The 17,544-nt window shown below is 43.7% G+C and carries 14 protein-coding genes and 2 pseudogenes; 11 read left to right on the top strand and 5 right to left on the bottom strand.

Annotated elements, in window-relative coordinates:
* Positions 1–2 precede the first annotated feature (2 nt).
* The 6 genes and pseudogenes from OCV20_RS15675 to OCV20_RS15650 all read left to right on the top strand — a co-directional run bounded on the left by OCV20_RS15675 (position 3) and on the right by OCV20_RS15650 (position 7,376).
* Positions 3–551 (top strand): sugar transferase, encoded by a 549-nt coding sequence (locus tag OCV20_RS15675; protein ID WP_086774353.1) that lies wholly within the window; start codon positions 3–5, stop codon positions 549–551.
* Between the two features lie 229 nt (positions 552–780).
* Positions 781–2,697: a polysaccharide biosynthesis protein gene (locus OCV20_RS15670; protein WP_086774352.1), complete on the top strand. Its 1,917-nt coding sequence runs from the start codon at positions 781–783 to the stop codon at positions 2,695–2,697.
* A 149-nt stretch (positions 2,698–2,846) separates the two neighbouring features.
* Positions 2,847–3,074 (top strand): annotated as a pseudogene (locus OCV20_RS15665) (sugar transferase); the annotation flags it as partial.
* A gap of 555 nt (positions 3,075–3,629) precedes the next feature.
* On the top strand, positions 3,630–4,172 hold the full coding sequence (locus OCV20_RS15660) for an outer membrane beta-barrel protein (RefSeq protein ID WP_086774351.1): 543 nt from the start codon (positions 3,630–3,632) through the stop codon (positions 4,170–4,172).
* Between the two features lie 19 nt (positions 4,173–4,191).
* Positions 4,192–5,112, top strand: coding sequence for a serine/threonine protein kinase (locus OCV20_RS15655; RefSeq protein ID WP_086774350.1), 921 nt, complete (start codon positions 4,192–4,194; stop codon positions 5,110–5,112).
* A 239-nt stretch (positions 5,113–5,351) separates the two neighbouring features.
* A complete protein-coding gene (locus OCV20_RS15650; RefSeq protein ID WP_261881418.1) occupies positions 5,352–7,376 on the top strand; it encodes a YjbH domain-containing protein in 2,025 nt (674 codons plus the stop codon).
* Between the two features lie 66 nt (positions 7,377–7,442).
* On the opposite strand, the gene OCV20_RS15645 is transcribed toward OCV20_RS15650, so the two are convergent.
* Together OCV20_RS15645 and OCV20_RS15640 are read right to left on the bottom strand one after the other, a co-directional pair.
* The gene (locus OCV20_RS15645; RefSeq protein WP_108721729.1) at positions 7,443–8,285 is read right to left on the bottom strand and encodes an IS3 family transposase; all 843 of its coding nucleotides are present in this window, start codon (positions 8,283–8,285) and stop codon (positions 7,443–7,445) included.
* Positions 8,282–8,791 (bottom strand): helix-turn-helix domain-containing protein, encoded by a 510-nt coding sequence (locus tag OCV20_RS15640; protein ID WP_086774936.1) that lies wholly within the window; start codon positions 8,789–8,791, stop codon positions 8,282–8,284. The genes OCV20_RS15645 and OCV20_RS15640 overlap by 4 nt, the downstream gene beginning before the upstream one ends.
* Before the next feature lie 506 nt (positions 8,792–9,297).
* Between OCV20_RS15640 and OCV20_RS15635 the strand changes: the two genes are divergently transcribed.
* The 3 genes from OCV20_RS15635 to OCV20_RS15625 all read left to right on the top strand — a co-directional run bounded on the left by OCV20_RS15635 (position 9,298) and on the right by OCV20_RS15625 (position 13,251).
* On the top strand, positions 9,298–10,431 hold the full coding sequence (locus OCV20_RS15635; protein WP_050619770.1) for a polysaccharide export protein: 1,134 nt from the start codon (positions 9,298–9,300) through the stop codon (positions 10,429–10,431).
* An 83-nt stretch (positions 10,432–10,514) separates the two neighbouring features.
* Entirely contained in the window at positions 10,515–10,955 is a 441-nt protein-coding gene (locus OCV20_RS15630; protein ID WP_050619771.1) for a low molecular weight protein-tyrosine-phosphatase, read from the top strand.
* Positions 10,956–11,079: 124 nt separating this feature from the next.
* On the top strand, positions 11,080–13,251 hold the full coding sequence (locus OCV20_RS15625; protein ID WP_086775600.1) for a polysaccharide biosynthesis tyrosine autokinase: 2,172 nt from the start codon (positions 11,080–11,082) through the stop codon (positions 13,249–13,251).
* A gap of 332 nt (positions 13,252–13,583) precedes the next feature.
* Here the strand turns inward: OCV20_RS15625 and OCV20_RS15620 are convergent, their stop codons facing one another.
* From OCV20_RS15620 to OCV20_RS15610, 3 genes and pseudogenes are all read right to left on the bottom strand, one after another.
* A complete protein-coding gene (locus OCV20_RS15620; RefSeq protein ID WP_086775599.1) occupies positions 13,584–13,919 on the bottom strand; it encodes a hypothetical protein in 336 nt (111 codons plus the stop codon).
* Between the two features lie 375 nt (positions 13,920–14,294).
* A complete protein-coding gene (locus OCV20_RS15615) occupies positions 14,295–14,867 on the bottom strand; it encodes an N-acetylmuramoyl-L-alanine amidase (protein ID WP_086775598.1) in 573 nt (190 codons plus the stop codon).
* Positions 14,819–15,291 (bottom strand): annotated as a pseudogene (locus tag OCV20_RS15610) (hypothetical protein). Before OCV20_RS15610 ends, OCV20_RS15615 begins: the two are co-directional and overlap by 49 nt.
* A 285-nt stretch (positions 15,292–15,576) precedes the next feature.
* Between OCV20_RS15610 and OCV20_RS15605 the strand changes: the two are divergent.
* Both OCV20_RS15605 and OCV20_RS15600 read left to right on the top strand, forming a co-directional pair.
* Positions 15,577–16,689 carry a helix-turn-helix domain-containing protein gene (locus tag OCV20_RS15605; RefSeq protein WP_086775597.1) on the top strand — a complete coding sequence of 371 codons (1,113 nt, stop codon included), beginning with the start codon at positions 15,577–15,579 and terminating at the stop codon, positions 16,687–16,689.
* 135 nt (positions 16,690–16,824) lie between these two features.
* On the top strand, positions 16,825–17,145 hold the full coding sequence (locus tag OCV20_RS15600; RefSeq protein ID WP_086775596.1) for a hypothetical protein: 321 nt from the start codon (positions 16,825–16,827) through the stop codon (positions 17,143–17,145).
* The last annotated feature ends 399 nt before the right edge of the window (positions 17,146–17,544 follow it).

Below are 17,544 nucleotides of genomic sequence, written 5' to 3'. Positions count from 1 at the left end.
GAATGCTTCGACTATTAGATTTTTTTATTGCCTTTTTTGGGCTGTTCTTTCTTTGTCCTATATTGCTCATCGTAACTATTATTGGCTTTTTCGACACCGGTTCACCTATTTTTGTGCAAGAGCGCGTTGGGCGCAACAAAAAACCTTTTAAACTGATCAAGTTTCGAACTATGTCTATTGAGACGAAATCTGTGGCGAGTCACTTGGCCAACAACGCATCAATTACGAAATTAGGTGTGTTTCTACGTAGAACGAAGATTGACGAACTACCGCAGTTAATTAATGTACTCAAGGGAGACATGAGTCTTGTAGGTCCTCGTCCTAATTTGTTCAACCAGAAGGAATTAATTATAGAACGTGATTCTAAAGGTGTTTATGATGTTCTTCCTGGTGTTACTGGCCTTGCTCAGGTTCAAAATATTGATATGTCGACACCTGAGTTACTGGCTCTAACGGATAAGAAAATGATCGATACATTGACCTTAAAAAATTATTTTAAGTATATCATTATGACAGCAACTGGAAGCGGTTCTGGTGACGCAGTTAAGTAGCGCTTTCGAATGTGATTTGTAATTTTATCCATCATCATAATGAGTTAGAGGTGTTGTCCACTAAGTGCGAAGCGAGTAATCATTTTGGTAAGAGGTGCTGAAGCTAGGTGGCTACTTTATTGATTCATACTCAATCGTTGATGCTAGCAAAACGAAGTCCGCTTTCTGAGTGAAAAATTTGGTTTGTAAATCATAACACTTTAATAAAAACTATAACCAGAGATCTACTATGGCTAGGCTTAATTTTATTTGGAATTTATCTAGATTTAACAAACGAGTTGTCAGTGTAATTATTGACACCCTCTTTATTGTTTGTGCTTTTTATGCTGCTTATTGGACAAGAATTGGTCACATACAGCCACTTAATGATAAGGTTGCTCAATACGTCCTGTTCGGTACCATTATTGTTACTCTAGTTGCCTATACTAAATTAGGCCTCTATCGTGCTGTTTTACGATATTTAACTTTCCATGCGTTGGCTGTAGTAAGTATTGGCACTTTAATTTCTGCCGTTGCTGTGGCTGTCTTAGCATTTTATCTTGATGCTAATATACCTCGTTCAATACCCATAATTTATGGAGCATTTCTATGCATTTTGAGTGGCGGATCTCGGTTAATTGTACGAGTTTTGGTTTCGCAAATTGGCGGCAAAGGTAAGAAAAACGTTCTCATCTATGGCGCAGGTTCTGCTGGAAGGCAGTTGGCGCTGGCATTGAGAAACTCCGATACGCATAAAGTCATCGGTTTCATTGATGAAGATACAACTTTAGAAAACACCATTATTATGGGGTTGAAAGTCTGTGATATTCGTGAGTCCGAGAGTGTAGTAACCAAGAATGCTGTGGAACAAGTATTATTAGCGGTGCCAAGCGCTTCAAGAGCTCGAAGGAAAAAAATTCTTGACGCACTTGTACACCTTTCTGCCGAGGTATTAACCGTTCCTGATATGAAAGATATCGTTGAAGGCAAAGCAAGTATTGATGAACTCAAGGATGTACCTATTGAAGACCTACTCGGCCGAGATCCCGTAGAGCCCCAGCAATCGCTGATGGAAGCTAATATTAAAGGGAAGGTTGTGATGGTGACCGGAGCTGGAGGGTCTATTGGTTCTGAGCTTTGTCGTCAGATCATCAAACAAAAGCCTGCTGCCCTGCTGTTGTTTGAGCTATCAGAGTTTGGCTTATACCAAATTGACCGAGAGTTATCGAATTTGGTAGAAGCAAATGATCTAAAGGTGGAAATTATCCCATTGCTTGGATCTGTTCAACGAATCAACCGATTAGCGACAGTAATGAAGAGTTTCTCTGTTCAGACTGTATACCATGCTGCGGCGTATAAACATGTTCCTTTAGTCGAGTACAATGTTGTGGAAGGGGTACGGAATAATGTTTTTGGTACTTACTATACAGCTAAGGCTGCCATAGAAGCTCATGTCGAGTCCTTTGTTCTTATCTCAACAGATAAAGCTGTTCGACCTACTAATGTTATGGGTACTACCAAACGTGTTGCGGAATTAGGGCTTCAGGCTCTAGCTCAACAGGAAAAAGATAAACCTAGTGGTACTCGGTTTTGTATGGTGCGCTTTGGTAATGTTTTAGGATCTTCTGGTTCTGTTATTCCTTTATTTAAAAAGCAGATAGCCAAAGGCGGGCCAATTACAGTTACCCACCCGGATATTATCCGTTACTTTATGACGATTCCGGAAGCAGCTCAGCTCGTGATACAAGCTGGTGCGATGGGTAAAGGTGGTGACGTGTTCGTGCTTGATATGGGCGACCCCGTCAAAATTACCGACTTAGCTACAAACCTTGTGAACTTATCTGGGCTCGAAGTTAAAGATGAACAGCATCCTTATGGGGATATTGAAATATTGTTTTCTGGTTTACGTCCAGGGGAAAAATTATATGAAGAGCTCTTGATTGGCGATAATGTCGAGCAAACAGCGCATGAACGAATTATGACGGCCAACGAGTCATTCTTACCTATTGAAGAATATAAGCAGTTGGTTGATGACTTAGATGCGGCATGCCACAACTTTGAGCATGAAAAAATTCGTCAGCTTCTGCTTAATGCCCCTGCAGAGTTTTCACCGACTGATGGCATAGGTGACTTAGTTTGGTTACATACCAACAAGCTGCCTAAATAGCTTCTCACGGTATCGTGGTGTAATGAGTCGTAATTATTGAGTAGGAATTTAAAACCACTTTATGTGAAAACGTGAAGTGGTTTTTTTATATCTAATTGATTCATTACCGATGGGGCAGCAGCAACTAGATTGCTAGTAAACTGAGCTTTCCATGTTTGTTCAACCAAAAAGAACTGATTGATGAGAGAGAATAAAGAGGCGTTCTTTCTGTTAGACCTGGTGTGACGGGATTGGCTCAAATCAATGATATCGACATGTCGACACCGAAAAAACTTGCGGAGTGGGAACAACGCATGATTCACACGTTGAATACTAAACTTTACTTTCAATACAGTATTCAAACGGTACTAGGTAAAGGCGCGGGTGACCGCGTTTAACTGTTCTATTTTTCTTATCTTTTACTCCTTTCTGACGCAGTTCTGACGTTTTTTTTGAATCACTGTGGTGCGTTTATTAATTATACATTTACTTGATAGCGGTTATTACCTATCATGTTGTTCAATTAGTTGTTTAATCAGAGTAATTCCTTCTAGAGCATCTATTATTGAGTAGATGGTCGTGATTGTATATTGAAAGCAAAGCAGCATTCTTCTTGGACCAGTAACACTTGAGTACCATTTTTGTAGTGTCATACGAAAAGAATATACTAGCTGCTCGCTTGCAACATAGTAAGCAAGCTACTCTCAAGCTCTTTAGGTTTGTTAAACAACACAGATAAATCTGGCGAAATTCAAAAAGTACAATATTGGGTTCTTTTCAGCTTGTAGCTTGTGGCTCTTAATGTTGTGTAATTACGTCAGTAGCTTTGGTACGGAATGGCGTGTATGAGTGTCTGTTTTTTGGGCTTTCATACAAAAACTGATTAGACTATCGCTTAGATTTGCTAGGAAAATCAGCCTCAGTTCAGTTTGAAATATGGAAGATATAATTATATGAAAATGCAGTGGTTAGCTAGGGTTTCACCTTTGTTGTTGCTATCAGCAACAGCTGTTGGAGCTGAAGATTTATACGTGGGCGCTAAAGTTGGTAATGTAACAGCCGATAACTTTGCACCATTAGTTGAGAGCCGCACGGCTATTGATGACTCAGACACATCTTACGGTGTGTTTGTTGGTTATCATATCGTAGATACACTAGCCATCGAAGGTGGTTATAACTACCTTGGTGAGTATGGTCTTAAAGACATTGCAGGTGGCAGCTACGAAGCAAGCAGCTTTGATGTGGTTCTTAAAGCCTCTGGAAATGTAACAGACAGCTTAGCGCTATACGCAAAAGGTGGCATTGCCATTTATGACTGGAAAGCAAACGGTCCCGGTGTTGAGTCTGACGATTCTGGTGTGACTCCAACGATTGCTTTTGGTACTGAATACTCGATTACGTCGGCAATGAAGATCGGTCTAGAATACCAGTTGTATCAAGATATTGGTGGTGTCGATATCGACTCATTTAATGTTGCCTTGTCTCATAGCTTTTAATCATTTGTAGGGATAAATTGTGAAATATAAAATTTTAGCGTTATCAGTCGTTGGTGCAATCCTTGGCGGTTGTGGTAGCGATAATGACAACAGCGTGCCACCTGAAGAGGCGTATCGTAACATTATGGCATTCGACCCTGCAGTAATGGGTATGAAAGGTACATTCAGCTGTGATGATGGCACAAAAGGTTCTCTTGAAGAAACAAACTACCATGGTGTTTCTGAAGTAACTGAGCTTACGGTTCTTAACTACCCTGAAACTTGTTCGTTTGCCTACAATGCAACGGCGGGTGCGGTTGATGTGTCTAACGGCAAAGACATGAGCAAGGTAAGCTACAAGTTCCCTAAGGGCTTAGCGAATTACGACGATTTTGTAACATCTTCTCCAATCTCAACACTGATTGAGAAAGAGTTAGCTGGCCAACCTTACAGTGAAGCTGCAGGTGTTCAAATCCTGAATGATCTTGGCTTGGGCGACTTAATAAATAATGGTTATGCTGCTGATGCTGCTGACTTTCTACGTCGTACTCAAGAAATCATTGATAATCTTTCATCCGATGATGCGAGCAAAGAGTTAGCGAGCAAAGTATTGGCGACTAACGCTGTATTGTCAGATGTACTTGTAGTAAGTCCTGATGCATCAGCAACTGAATTGTCTGGCGCAGCGGTGGCAATTACAGAAGAAGTTATCAAAAGCTACCCTGACTACCCTGAAGCACCGGGTGGCGACACAATTTACTTGGATCTAACTGATGACCCAACGTTAATTGAAAACGCAGTGAAAGACCCAGAGAATGTAGGTGATCTTCCGCCGCCAAAAGATGCTGAACCTGTGCCTGACCCAGATGAAGGTACGCCACCACCAACTGGTGGTACTGGCGGTACTGGTGGCACTGGTGGTACTGGCGGTGGCGGTAACGGCGGTGGTACCGGCGGCTAATTTACGCATAAATAAAAGGCACCACACGGTGCCTTTTTTACATGCTATTACTATCAACATAGTCACTATTAAACTCTGTCACCATTAAACGTAGTCACTAACAAAAATAGTCACTGTCAAATACGGTTATAACCTATTGCATCCCAATGAAAATATTCAGTTATTCTAAAAGCACATCTCTCATAGTATCTCTTAGCGCATTAGCGCTTGTTTCCAATGTCTATGCCGTCGATAACCTGATGTCGTCACAAAGTTATACTGGCGCAATCATTGTTCCCAATGCTCAAGTGATGGACACTGGTGACATCTCTTACCTTTATGGGCAGGGTGTACCGTACAACGGAAAAATTAGTGAGTTAGACAACATATTATTCAGCGTGGGCTTATTCGATGGGCTTGAGGCTGCAGGTCGAATTGTTACAAAGACCTATGATTGTCACCTTTACCCAAATGTACCGAACTACAATCCTAATTGTGGTAACGGTATTCGTGATTTGTCGGCATCGTTTAAATACCAGCTTCCTTTCGTTAAAGATTGGACCGGGTTCGATTTGGCGATAGGTGTTCAAGATCTCGGTGGTGCGGCCAGCAACTTTGAAACTTTTTACGCAGTTGCCGATTATCAACCTGATTTTGTCCCTGCAAGATTTAGTGCCGGTTATGGTAAATCAGAGGTGAGCCATGGCGTTTTAAATGGCCCATTTGCTAGTTTAGAGTATCAGCCACTGGACTTTGTTCAGCTGATTGCAGAGCACGACTCTCACCAATTCAACGCTGGCCTTAAGGTATTTACACCAGAACACTACTTACCACTGGATACGCAGTTATCTTTTCAATACCAGTTTTACACCAGTGGTAATGCCGATATCGATATTTGGTCGGTAGCAGCATCTACTCCTTTAATGGGCTTCTCTGAATCTCGCCGAGTGAACGAACTGACACTAGAAGACAAGATCGCAGTAGAACAAGCACATCATAAATTTGCTGGTATGGTTCAACTTAAAAAAGCACTGGTTGATGAAGGCTTTCTTAACGTTAGAATTTCTGCGGATGATATTGGGTTAAACGTTGCACTGGAAAACAGACGTTATAATCGTAACCAAGTGGACGGTGTGGGTGTTGCTCTGGGTATTATCTCTTCCTACGTGGGAGAAGGTATGCTTCAAGACCTCGGGGTTAAAAACTACCAACAACAAAACATTCGCCTGTTTAACTTGGTGAATGACATGCCGATGATGGAAGTGATCACCAGTGCCCCGTGTTACCGTGAATTTGTAAAAACGGGCGAACCTTGCAAAACGCTTCTTGTGCGAACTTCTGATGTGAAAAAGAGTTATGCAAAAGCGAACTTTAGTGAAGAGGTTTCTCGTTCTGGATTTGGTCGCACACAGGTGATTGTGTCTCCTGCTTTGTATCACAATACTGCGACAGAATACGGTGTATTTGATTACTCTTTAGCGCTGGCTACTAACCTTTACACACCTTTGTGGAAAGGTGCTGCATTGGATGTTCGACACGTAATGCCACTGGCAGAGAGTGATGATTTTGAAGAGGGCGAAATTTGGGGTGATAATGCCTTTGAAAATGAAGTCGATAGGGTTCTTTTCCACCAAGCATTCCAATTGCCTTACAACCTCACGACTCAATTCTCATTTGGGCAAGTTTACGGAAACTTTTTGGGCTTTTTGAATGAAACGCAGTATGCGAGCAATAGCGGTCGTCACATTCTAGGTGCTGAATATGCGAACTTTTCTGCTCAAGATAAGTACGACTCAAGAGGGAAAGCCATCTTAGATGCGACCCCTATGATTGGCCACTACACCTACTCAAGACCGGACTGGAACTGGCAAGGTAAAGTGCAAGCCGGTCAATTCTGGAAAGGCGATGAAGGGGTACGCGTGACCACCAGTCATTGGTTAGGTGACGTAAGAGTTGATGCGTCATACCAAACCACAAAAGCAGTAGGAAGCAGTGAAGCCGAAGATTTTGTGACGCTTTCTATCGCAATCCCTCTAACGTTGTGGCGTGATATGAGCCCTGACTACGTTCAATTACGTGGTATCGACCAGTTTGTATACGCGCTTCAAACTCGCGTTGGTGAGAGCCACAACAATTTAGGCACAGGTTTAGGTGTTGATACTGGCTTACAACACAATATTGAAAGGCAGTACTTCAACCGTAACCGCATCGGTGCAAGCTACTACTATGAAAACCGACAGCGCTTACGCAATGCTTACCTAAAATACTTAGAAGCAGTAAAATAATTCAGCGTAACATCTAAAATTAAGAGCCAGCACTTTGAAGTGACCCCGTAAAGTTGGACATTTCTGTTAAGCGGCTTTCAAGGCCTGAGTTCGATATTCTATCGGAGTCAGGCCTTTTAGTTTCACTTTTATACGTTTGGTATTGTAGTACTCGATGTATTCTTTAATCTGCTCTATCAGAGCATCTGCATCTTCAAAGCTTTGGTTGTGATACATCTCGGTTTTGAGTAAAGCAAAAAAGTTTTCAGCAACAGCATTATCCAAGCAGTTACCTTTTCTCGACATGCTTTGCGTTAACCCACTCTCCGCTACCTTTTTCTGATACTGTCGATGGCGATATTGCCAACCTTGATCGCTATGTATAATTGGCTTTGAGTTGGGTTTAAGCGTTGATATAGCTTCCGTCAGCATATCTGTGACAAGCGGCAAGCAGGCATTTTTGGCCACTCTATAAGCAACCACCTCCTGAGTAAACAAGTCGACAACGGGAGATAAGTATACTTTCTGCTCTTTGACTTTGAACTCCGTGACATCAGTTACCCACTTTTCATCGGGTTGAGTCGCACTAAAATCTCTTTCAAGAACGTTGGGAGCAGCTTTTCCTGACTCTCCTCGGTATGAACGATACTTTTTAATCCTGACCGTCGATTTAAGGTTGAGCTGAGCCATAAGCCTTTGAACCGTTTTGTGATTAAGCACGAACCCCTGATTCTTTAGTTCCAAGTGAATACGGCGGTAGCCGTATCGCCCCTTATGTTCATGATAAATTGACTTTATCAACCGCAGCTCACGTTCGTAGCTATTTTGGCGCTTGCTCGTTTGAGCCTGATAATAAAAGACACTTTTTGCCAACTGTAGAGTGTGCAGTAAGTGCTTTAATGGGTACTTGCCTTTAAGAGTTAGAGCTATGACCGCTTTTTCTTTGTTCGACGGTTTTTTTTCTGCTCCAACTCTTCCAACTTTTTTAGAACGGCATTCTCGGTTCGTAAGTAGACCAACTCCTCTTTTAGCTCCTCAAGTGTCATTTCATTATCAGGCTTAGTGGTACGTTGAGGTTGCTGTTTCATTGAGGGTCTTCCTTTCTGGCGCATTTCGAGCCCCTTGATACCGAGCTCATTAAATCGTTTAAGCCAGACAGAGAGTATTCCAGGGGATGAGAGGTTTAATACAGCGCTAGTGTGCGTGAGAGACCATTCATTCGTCCACATTAAATTCAATGCTTTTCGTTTTGTTTGAGCAGTCGCGGCATGATTAGTTGGTAAAAATGAATCAGTACCATGGATGGCAAAGACTTGAGCCCAATACCGTATCTGCCTTGAAGAAATTGAATATTGTTTTGCTAAGTAGAGAGATGACGTGCCATCTAAGTATTGCTTAGCAATGATACATTTTAGCTCTCGGCTATATTTGGACATAAAAAGACCCCCAATAATTGGTGTCCAACTATTGGGGGTCAGTTCACTTCATGTGTTGGCTCTTTTTTTGCTTTTGTTTTTGCTTTTGTTTTTGTTTTTGTTTTTGTTCTTGCTCTTCGTTTACTCGTATCTAGCTACTCTCATCTGCTCTTGCGCTTTTCGCATCTCGCTCACTCGCATCCTGTATCTGGTCTTAAGCTCTTCCCCCTTAAAACCATTCAACTAGGTTGATAATAAACACAAATTGTGGATAATGTTTACGGATTAAAATGACCGGATGCAGGCATCGTTTTTGCTGCGTTTGGTATCAACTACGCAGTGTGGTGTCGCGGACTATCAAGGGGCGGTAGCGTCTTGATTTTTTCGATGCTAAATGAGAGCTAGATCTTATTATTTATCCACTTCAGCTCTATTTAAAACTGCATAGCTGATAAAATTACGCGCTCAACTTCCTTGGGTGCCCTTTTGGGTATCACAACACATTCCATCTCTATTACTTGGTTAACATGAAGATCAATAAAAATCGTCTCCTTTTCGCGCTTATACCTGCATTGCTTGTAGGGTGTACGACTCCAGGTACTCACCTGTCTACCGGTGGTAAGAATGTGATTCAACCTTCGGAGGAGCAGCAAGAGTCAGATATTTCTGAAGTGGTGAATGTGTATCCGCTGACGGCGCAGTTAGTATCGACTTACCAAACCAGTACATTGTCGGTTTCACAAGCCAATCCGGAACTTGACGTAAACATCGCAAAGTATGAATACAAAGTCGGCGTGGGCGATATCTTAAATATCACGATCTGGGATCACCCTGAACTGACGATTCCTGCAGGCTCTTATCGTAGCAGCACCGAAGCGGGTAACTGGGTTCATGCAGACGGCACCATCTTCTACCCGTACATTGGTACAGTAGAAGTTGCAGGAAAAACGGTTCGTGAAATTCGTTCTGATATAGCGGAACGTTTGGCGAAATACATCGAAAGCCCTCAAGTTGATGTAAACGTAGCAGCTTTCCGATCTAAGAAAACCTACATTACCGGTGAAGTATCTAAACCTGGCCAGCAGCCAATCACCAATATCCCACTTACATTATTGGATGCCGTGAACCGTTCGGGCGGTTTGTCTGAAGATGCCGATTGGCGTAATGTTTCATTAACCCGCAATGGCGTGGAAGAGAACCTTTCGCTTTATGGTTTAATGCAACGTGGTGACTTAACCCAAAACCGCTTACTGCAAGCCGGTGATATTGTTCACGTACCGCGTAATGACAACCAAAAAGTGTTCGTGATGGGTGAAGTGAACGATCCTCAATTACTCAAGATTGATCGCGTTGGGATGAGCCTAACCGAAGCACTCAGCAACGTAGGTGGTATTAACCAGCTGACGGCAGATGCAACGGGTGTGTTTGTGATCCGAACTTCTGATGATAAATCAGAACGCATGGCAGACATCTACCAACTGAATATGGAAGATGCATCAGCTTTAGTGATTGGCACCGAGTTTGATTTAAAGCCTTATGATATTGTTTACGTAACGGCAGCGCCAATCAGCCGCTGGAACCGTGTAATCGGTCAGCTTGTACCAACCATTTCAGGCTTCAACGACCTAACCGAAGGTATGTTGCGCGTTCGGAATTGGTAATAACTGAATATTAATCATCAGGTTGCACTTAACGTGTAACCTGATTTTTTATGCTTATAAGCCCAATACAATTAGAGACAATTATGTTTAATAAAATTTTAGTCGTATGCGTGGGCAACATTTGTCGTTCCCCGACTGGAGAGCGAGTTTTACAAAACTTGCTGCCAAACAAAGAAGTGGCCTCTGCCGGTATCGCGGCCGAGAAAAGCCGTTTAATTGGTAAGCCTGCAGATGAAACGGCGATTGTGATTGCCGCTGAAAATGGTGTCGATGTTGAAAATCATCAGTCTCAACAAGTCACGCCACAGCTTTGTGCTCAGTATGACTTGATCTTGGTGATGGAGAAGGGCCATTTAGAAGCGCTTACTCAAATATCGCCAGAGGCACGAGGTAAAACCATGCTGTTCGGTCAGTGGATTGGCCAAAAAGACATTCCTGACCCTTATCGTCAAAGCCGTGAAGCCTTTGAACACGCTTATAAGCTGATTGACGAAGCGGCACAAGCTTGGGCAAAAAAGCTGTAATTGATAGAGAAAAATCTTCAGTTAAGCTATGTTGCATAGCCACCAACAGAATCATATAAAAGAGAAGTACGCGGAGCGTATATGAAGTCTCTTAAATAGCAATAATTTAGGAAGTAGCAAACAAATGACAACACAACCCTCTCAGCAATCGCATACAGATAACTCTGATGAGATAGATTTAGGAAAGCTGCTTGGCATTCTGCTGGACGCTAAATGGCTAATCATGCTGACCACATTTGCTTTTGCTGTGTTTGGTATCGCGTTTGCTCTGCTTTCAACGCCAATATACAAAGCCGATGCCCTGATCCAAATTGAAGAGAAAAGCTCTGGCGGCATTTCATCGATGGTCGGTGACATGGGCGAGTTGTTCTCTCAAGAATCTTCTGCCACGACAGAAGTGGAGATCATCAAATCTCGTATGATCTTAGGCGAAACGGTTGATAAGTTTAACTTAACGACAGTGACCTCTCCTAACTATGCACCCATCGTTGGCAAAGGCTTTGCTCGCTTAACCGGTGACATCAACCACATTGCGGTTAGCCGTTTTAACATGCCAAGCTATGCGAGCGATTACGCACACACGATTCAGATTCTCGATGCTGAGCAGGGTACCTACCAATTAGTTCGTGACGATGAGCGCATTATCTTGCAAGGTAAAGTGGGTGAGTTAGCCACCGCCGACGACTACAGCTTGTTTGTGGCCGGTTTTGAATCACACAATGGTTTTGAATTTTCTATTGCGAAACAGAGCCGACTAGAAGCGATCGAATGGCTGAAGAAGTCTTTATCATTGTCTGAGCAAGGCAAGCAGACTGGCATTTTGAAGCTGAGCTTTGAAGGTGAAAACAAGCAGCAGATCTCTGAGATACTCAATCACATCAGCCAGATCTACTTCTTGCAGAACGTGAAACGTAATTCTGCGGAAGCAGAGAAGAGCCTTGAGTTCTTAGAAAGCCACCTTCCGGGTATTAAATCTGAGCTAACGGGTTATGAAGATACGCTAAACAACTACCGCCAAAAGAACGAATCGATCGACTTAGGCTTAGAAGCACAATCTACTTTGAAGGTAATGGTCGAGCTTGAAGCGCAATTGAATGAACTGACGTTTAAAGAGAGTGAAATCAGCCAGCGCTTCACTAAAGATCACCCAGCATACAAAGCCCTGCTTGATAAGCGTAAAACGCTATTGGGTGAGAAAGAGCGCTTAAATAAGCAAGTACAAAAGCTACCGAAAACACAACGTGAAGTACTGCGTATGACACGTGATGTTGAAGTAAACCAACAGATCTACATCCAGCTCTTAAACAAGGTTCAAGAGCTGAGCATCATCAAAGCCGGTACCGTCGGTAACGTTCGTATCTTAGATGACGCACAAGCGTATGCTCGCGCTGTTAAACCGAAGAAGCCGCTGATTGTTGTGTTGGCAACGTTACTGGGTGGCATGTTAAGTGTCGCGTTTGTATTAGTGAAAGCGGCATTCCACCGTGGTGTGGAAAGCCCAGATCAAATTGAACAAATCGGACTTCCGGTTTACGCCGCGGTACCAAAATCTGATTTACAGATTGAGCTAACCAACCGCTTTAAATCGAAGAAAGTACAAACAAAAGGCGTTCAGGCACTGCTTGCCGAATCGAACCCTGCGGATCTTTCGGTTGAAGCGCTGCGTGGCCTGCGTACCAGTTTGCATTTCGCGATGCTAGAAGCGAAAAACAACGTTTTGATGATCTCTGGTCCTGCGCCAGGCATTGGTAAATCATTCATCTCGACCAACTTTGCTGCAGTAGCCGCAAAAACAGGCCAAAAGGTATTATTGATTGATGCCGATATGCGTAAAGGTTACCTACAACAAAGCTTTGGTGTGAATTGGGATAACGGCCTTTCTGATGTATTGAGCAGCAAACAAGAGTTCGCTCAATCAGTGAAGTCGACGCCAGTTGAAAACCTCGACATTATTACTCGCGGCCAAGTGCCACCCAACCCATCTGAATTGCTGATGCACCCGCGCTTTGCAGAGCTAATGGAATGGGCATCAAAAGAGTATGACTTGGTGATTGTCGATACTCCGCCTGTACTGGCAGTAACCGACCCAAGCATTGTCGGCGCCTTCGCTGGCACCACATTAATGGTCGCGCGTTACGGTCAAAACACCATTAAAGAGATCGATGTTGCTCGTAACCGCTTCGAGCAATCTGGTATTGAAGTGAAAGGCGTTATCTTCAACGCCATCGAGAAGAAAGCATCAAGCTCATACGGCTACGGTTACTACAACTACGCATATTCGAGCGACAAGAAGTAAAGGCTAAAGAGCAGTAACGAGATGCGAGTAATCGTGTAAACGAAGAGCTGAAAGGCAGATACGAGATTCGAGTTATCGAGTATCGAAAAGATAAGAGCTAAATGGCAGATACGGGATGAGAGTGGCGAGATACGAAAAGCGCCACTCGAATCATCTCTTTATCTCTTCGTTACTCGTTTACCCGTTACCCGCATCTGCTTTTTAAGCTCTTCGCATCCCGCTTACCCGCTACCCGCATTTGCTTTTTAAGCTCCTCGCATCTCGATACCCGTCACTCGCATCTGCTTTTTAAGCTCTTCGCATCTCGTTTACTCGTCACTCGTCACTCGTATCTACTTTTTTATAACGCCACCCGTTAAATACAACCCAACCGCCGCTAACACCGGATAACCAAACGCTTCATTCGTCATTTCCCCTAATGGCTTCCAATCGTAACCGTGCATACAGCCCAGAATCACCATTACATGCAGTGCCACATAAGGAATGGTGAACAACAACACAATGTAGCGCTGCGCTAACTTAAAAGGTTCATACGCTTTAAGCAGTGCCAGCTTGTGCTTCGCTTTTTCTTCATCAGTAAAAAACATCGCATCTCCTGTGTTGGTGAGTGCATCTAACCCCTTGCTAATAGAAGACTGGCTCCCGAATATTCTTCCGAACAATGTCATACTGCTCCTTGGTTTATTGATTGGCTTTGACCGCATGTATAGCCTTTGACTGTATAACCTTATGGTTCGACAGCCTTAGCGAGACCTCTCCTCCGCCATTTATCCGTTGAATTAGATTCCCTATCACGTTCGTCCCTCACTGTAGGGAATGACGACTACTTTTATTAAGTTAATAATCCCACGACTCCGTCATTCCAGAACTGAGGAACGAAGTATCTGGAATCTGCTTTTAGTCTCTTCGCTACTCGTTTACCCGTCATCCTCATCCGCTCTTAGTCTCTTAGTCTCTTAGTCTCTTCGCATCTCGCTTACCCGAATCCCGCTGCTGCTCTTCCTGCTCTTCGCATCCCGCTTACTCGAATCCCTCATCTGCTCTTAAGCTCTTAAAGCCATAACCGGACACGCCTTATTCACACCCCAATCTTTATGCCCTTTAACATTCTCATCTGAAATCAAGAACTGCTCTTGTAGCGCAGTCATTAAACCAAACAGCGCCTTACGCTGCGCAAGCGTGAAGTTATCTTCTGATTGCAGCTCGGCATTACAACCGCCAACCAAACAAACCCCAATATTGCCCTTGTTGTGTCCTTTCACATGTGCGCCGGTTTGCGACAGCGGCCTGCCCAATTGGACATCCCCATTGCGACGAATAACAAAGTGATCCCCCACATCGCGCCAGCCTCTTTTTTTATGCCATCGACGAATCTCGGTTACGCCTATATCTTGCTGTGGCGGCGTGGCGCTGCAATGCACAGTAATAAAAGAGTAGGGCGGGCAATGAGGCAAACGGAGTAAAACCGAAACCAGACTGAAGGAATAGGATGCTGAAGGTAAACAAGGCTCTAACGAGGGGATAAGCTCCACCTTGCTAGCCCGTTTTTGCAAAACAGCAGGCGCTTCTAACGGCTGGTGTGGAACTCGATCAGTTGCTGGTGGAGTGTTTGACAAAATAAATCCTCGTGTTGTTGTAAATAGGCGATTAAAGACGTTGATAACGATTCTTTTAAATTAGGGTGCAGCGCGACGTGTTGTCGCAAACTGGTGGCTAAGGTTTTGGCATAACCAGAGTGGTGGCTTACATAGCGTAAATACATCACGCAATAACCTAATGGTTGGGGCGACGTGCTCGGTTGATCATCCAACAAATATCTTCATAGCTTGGGGCGTCACCGCATTCATCCTCATTAAAATAACAATCTTCCATTTGGCTTTCTTTAGAACCGTTAGCTTCATAGCTCAGTACTTGGTCAGACCCATCACTATCACTAAAAAATAACGGCTGGCGCGACTGAATGAGGGAGCTAGCAAGGCATTCGATGCTCGCCATTCCGGGTTGGTATGCTGAAATAAAAAGAGAAACTATCGCCTTCATTAAGCACCTTATTGCTGCATGGGGAGGGCAATGTACTTCAAGACTTGTAATTGGGGTTGGCGGTAATAGCGCGAAAACGGCGGAACACAGAAAAGTGAGAGGTGCTTCGAAAAGTCACTGCCTAATAAGGTTGGTGTTGCATATCTATCCGAGGTAATTAACCAAACATCTTTTCTTACAACTTATCTCATAGGCCTTTCGCCCCTAAAGCGCCAAAAAGTGTTGTTAATGCCCTTTATATCAATGGATTTCAGTACGAATGGTCATTTAACAAGGAGCGTTACCATGTGTGTTTCTCTAATTCTTTCTTTTATCCCATTAAAAACCGGATCGCCCATCAGCAAGTTGGTGCTATTAAAACTGGCTGATAATGCCGACGCGCGCGGCGTGTGTTTTCCTTCCCTCAATTACTTAGCGCAATATTGCGAAGTGTCGGTAAGAACCGTGAAACGACACGTTAACGAGCTCGAAAAGCAAGGCTTTGTGAAGCGAATAAAGCGCTTTGATGATTCAGGACGCCAGCGCAGCAATATCTATCAGCTGCGCCTACCCAGCGACAGCCACATTCAGCAGGCCGATCTAGACCAAGCGGATGGCAACCTAAACAACGCCAATGTAGACCTAACAGACTTACCGCCAGCCTCATTAGCATGTACGCAGAAAAAAGAGCGTGTACAGAAGACAGAACACACGCAGAAAACAGAACATCCAGACACTCCCCTGGGTGACTCAAGATCCAACACGGAGAGTGACCACCTGGCACACATAATCTTTCATAAAGAACATAAAACAGACATTCCTTGTAAAACAGCCCCATCTCTTGAAACAGCCTTGTCCCTTGAAAAAGAGCCAACGACACCTCAAGCCACCACCACTCCCATACCCCAAAAGAATGAAGCCGTGATTCACCTGCTCACCAAAGAGGGCAGCGCGCCAATTTTTCATGAGTTCTACAAAATCTTAGAGCGCACCTACCCAAAGTTAGATGTGCTGCAAGAGCTGCATGCTATGCAAGCGTGGTTGTACATCAACCACGATAAGCGCAAATCCTTTGAGCACATTGGCCACTTTGTGAATGGCTGGCTAAGAAGAAGCGCCCAAGCCAAGGCGAAGCGAGACTCATCGCTAGTCTTTAAGCAAACAAGAGCGGTTAAGCAAACACAAGCGGTGAAACCCTCAAAGAAACCAAAATCGATAAAAGCCGTAGGCTCAATAAAAGCAGATGCGCCCACAACAGCTTCAAACCAAGCGCAGCCAATCAAAAGCAATCCCGAACAAACCACACCGGTCACTCAGGCCCTCGCGGACTACAAAGCTAAAAGCACCACCAACCCATTTGACGAGCGCATTAAGGCCCTAATTCAATCAAAATCGCTCGGCACGGATTATAAGCAGTGACCATTCGATTATTCACAGACTAAGCACTTGTTCAAACTGCCAAAGGGCTAAAGCAGGCCCGAAGTAAAACAAACCAATAGCTAAAACACAGACAATAAACGGCAAGAAACAAAAGTAGAATTAGGAGAGGGCAACATGGGCGATAACAGCCTAAAAAAACTGACAACGGAAGAAAAAGTCACCATTTTAGAAGAAGAGGTAGCGCGAGTGGAAGGGCGCATTGGCGAGTTCTTGAAACTGCTGGTTAACCACTACCCACAAGGGTTAACACGCACAGAGATTAAAGCGTTATTGGCGGTAAACAATAACCCAAGCTTCGTGTCGTTGTACCGAAACGGCAATATTTTCATTGATATAGAAAAGCGCTACTGCGATGCAGTACAAGAAAACCGGTACCACATAGGGACTCAGTATCTACAAAACGTACAATGCTTTCGTTGGATAAACGCATGGTGAGAGGCTTGTCCAAATAGGGTAAATTTCAAACTGGTCAATATGCACTTACTTTGCTAGAATGCGCAGCAAATTAGAAACCGTATGAAAACCGCATAATAGCGAATAAATCATCAAGCCTTGCCTGTAGGAGCCAAACCTAAGGGCGGTAGCGTACCCAAATGCGGATGGGTGGCAAGTTAAAAGGGCTACTAGTTGCGAAAAGACTGTTTTGTGGCCTATTGGGGCGGTTTTAAGAAAGTAAGCAAATAAGAGATGTGCGAAAACTGATCACCTCAACGTGAAGAAAAGTAATTCGATGTTATTTAGGAACCTGAGGTTTTTAAGCGATTTGATGATTTTAGTCAAGGAGTACCTTCTATGGGCTTTGTTGCGTAATTCAATGGAACTAAATCAAGAACC

This window comes from Vibrio coralliirubri (assembly GCF_024347375.1).
Taxonomy (GTDB): Bacteria; Pseudomonadota; Gammaproteobacteria; order Enterobacterales; family Vibrionaceae; genus Vibrio; species Vibrio coralliirubri.
Note: the sequence above shows the minus strand (reverse complement) of the source record. Positions and strands in the feature narration are given on the sequence as shown.

Bases quoted from the DNA above. Each gene is read 5' to 3' on its own strand.
- OCV20_RS15675 (WP_086774353.1), top strand. From the start codon at position 3: ATGCTTCGACTATTAGATTTTTTTATTGCCTTTTTTGGGCTGTTCTTT.
- OCV20_RS15670 (WP_086774352.1), top strand. From the start codon at position 781: ATGGCTAGGCTTAATTTTATTTGGAATTTATCTAGATTTAACAAACGA.
- OCV20_RS15660 (WP_086774351.1), top strand. From the start codon at position 3,630: ATGAAAATGCAGTGGTTAGCTAGGGTTTCACCTTTGTTGTTGCTATCA.
- OCV20_RS15650 (WP_261881418.1), top strand. From the start codon at position 5,352: ATGTCGTCACAAAGTTATACTGGCGCAATCATTGTTCCCAATGCTCAA.
- OCV20_RS15640 (WP_086774936.1), bottom strand. From the start codon at position 8,791: ATGTCCAAATATAGCCGAGAGCTAAAATGTATCATTGCTAAGCAATAC.
- OCV20_RS15635 (WP_050619770.1), top strand. From the start codon at position 9,298: ATGAAGATCAATAAAAATCGTCTCCTTTTCGCGCTTATACCTGCATTG.
- OCV20_RS15630 (WP_050619771.1), top strand. From the start codon at position 10,515: ATGTTTAATAAAATTTTAGTCGTATGCGTGGGCAACATTTGTCGTTCC.
- OCV20_RS15625 (WP_086775600.1), top strand. From the start codon at position 11,080: ATGACAACACAACCCTCTCAGCAATCGCATACAGATAACTCTGATGAG.
- OCV20_RS15620 (WP_086775599.1), bottom strand. From the start codon at position 13,919: ATGACATTGTTCGGAAGAATATTCGGGAGCCAGTCTTCTATTAGCAAG.
- OCV20_RS15605 (WP_086775597.1), top strand. From the start codon at position 15,577: ATGTGTGTTTCTCTAATTCTTTCTTTTATCCCATTAAAAACCGGATCG.
- OCV20_RS15600 (WP_086775596.1), top strand. From the start codon at position 16,825: ATGGGCGATAACAGCCTAAAAAAACTGACAACGGAAGAAAAAGTCACC.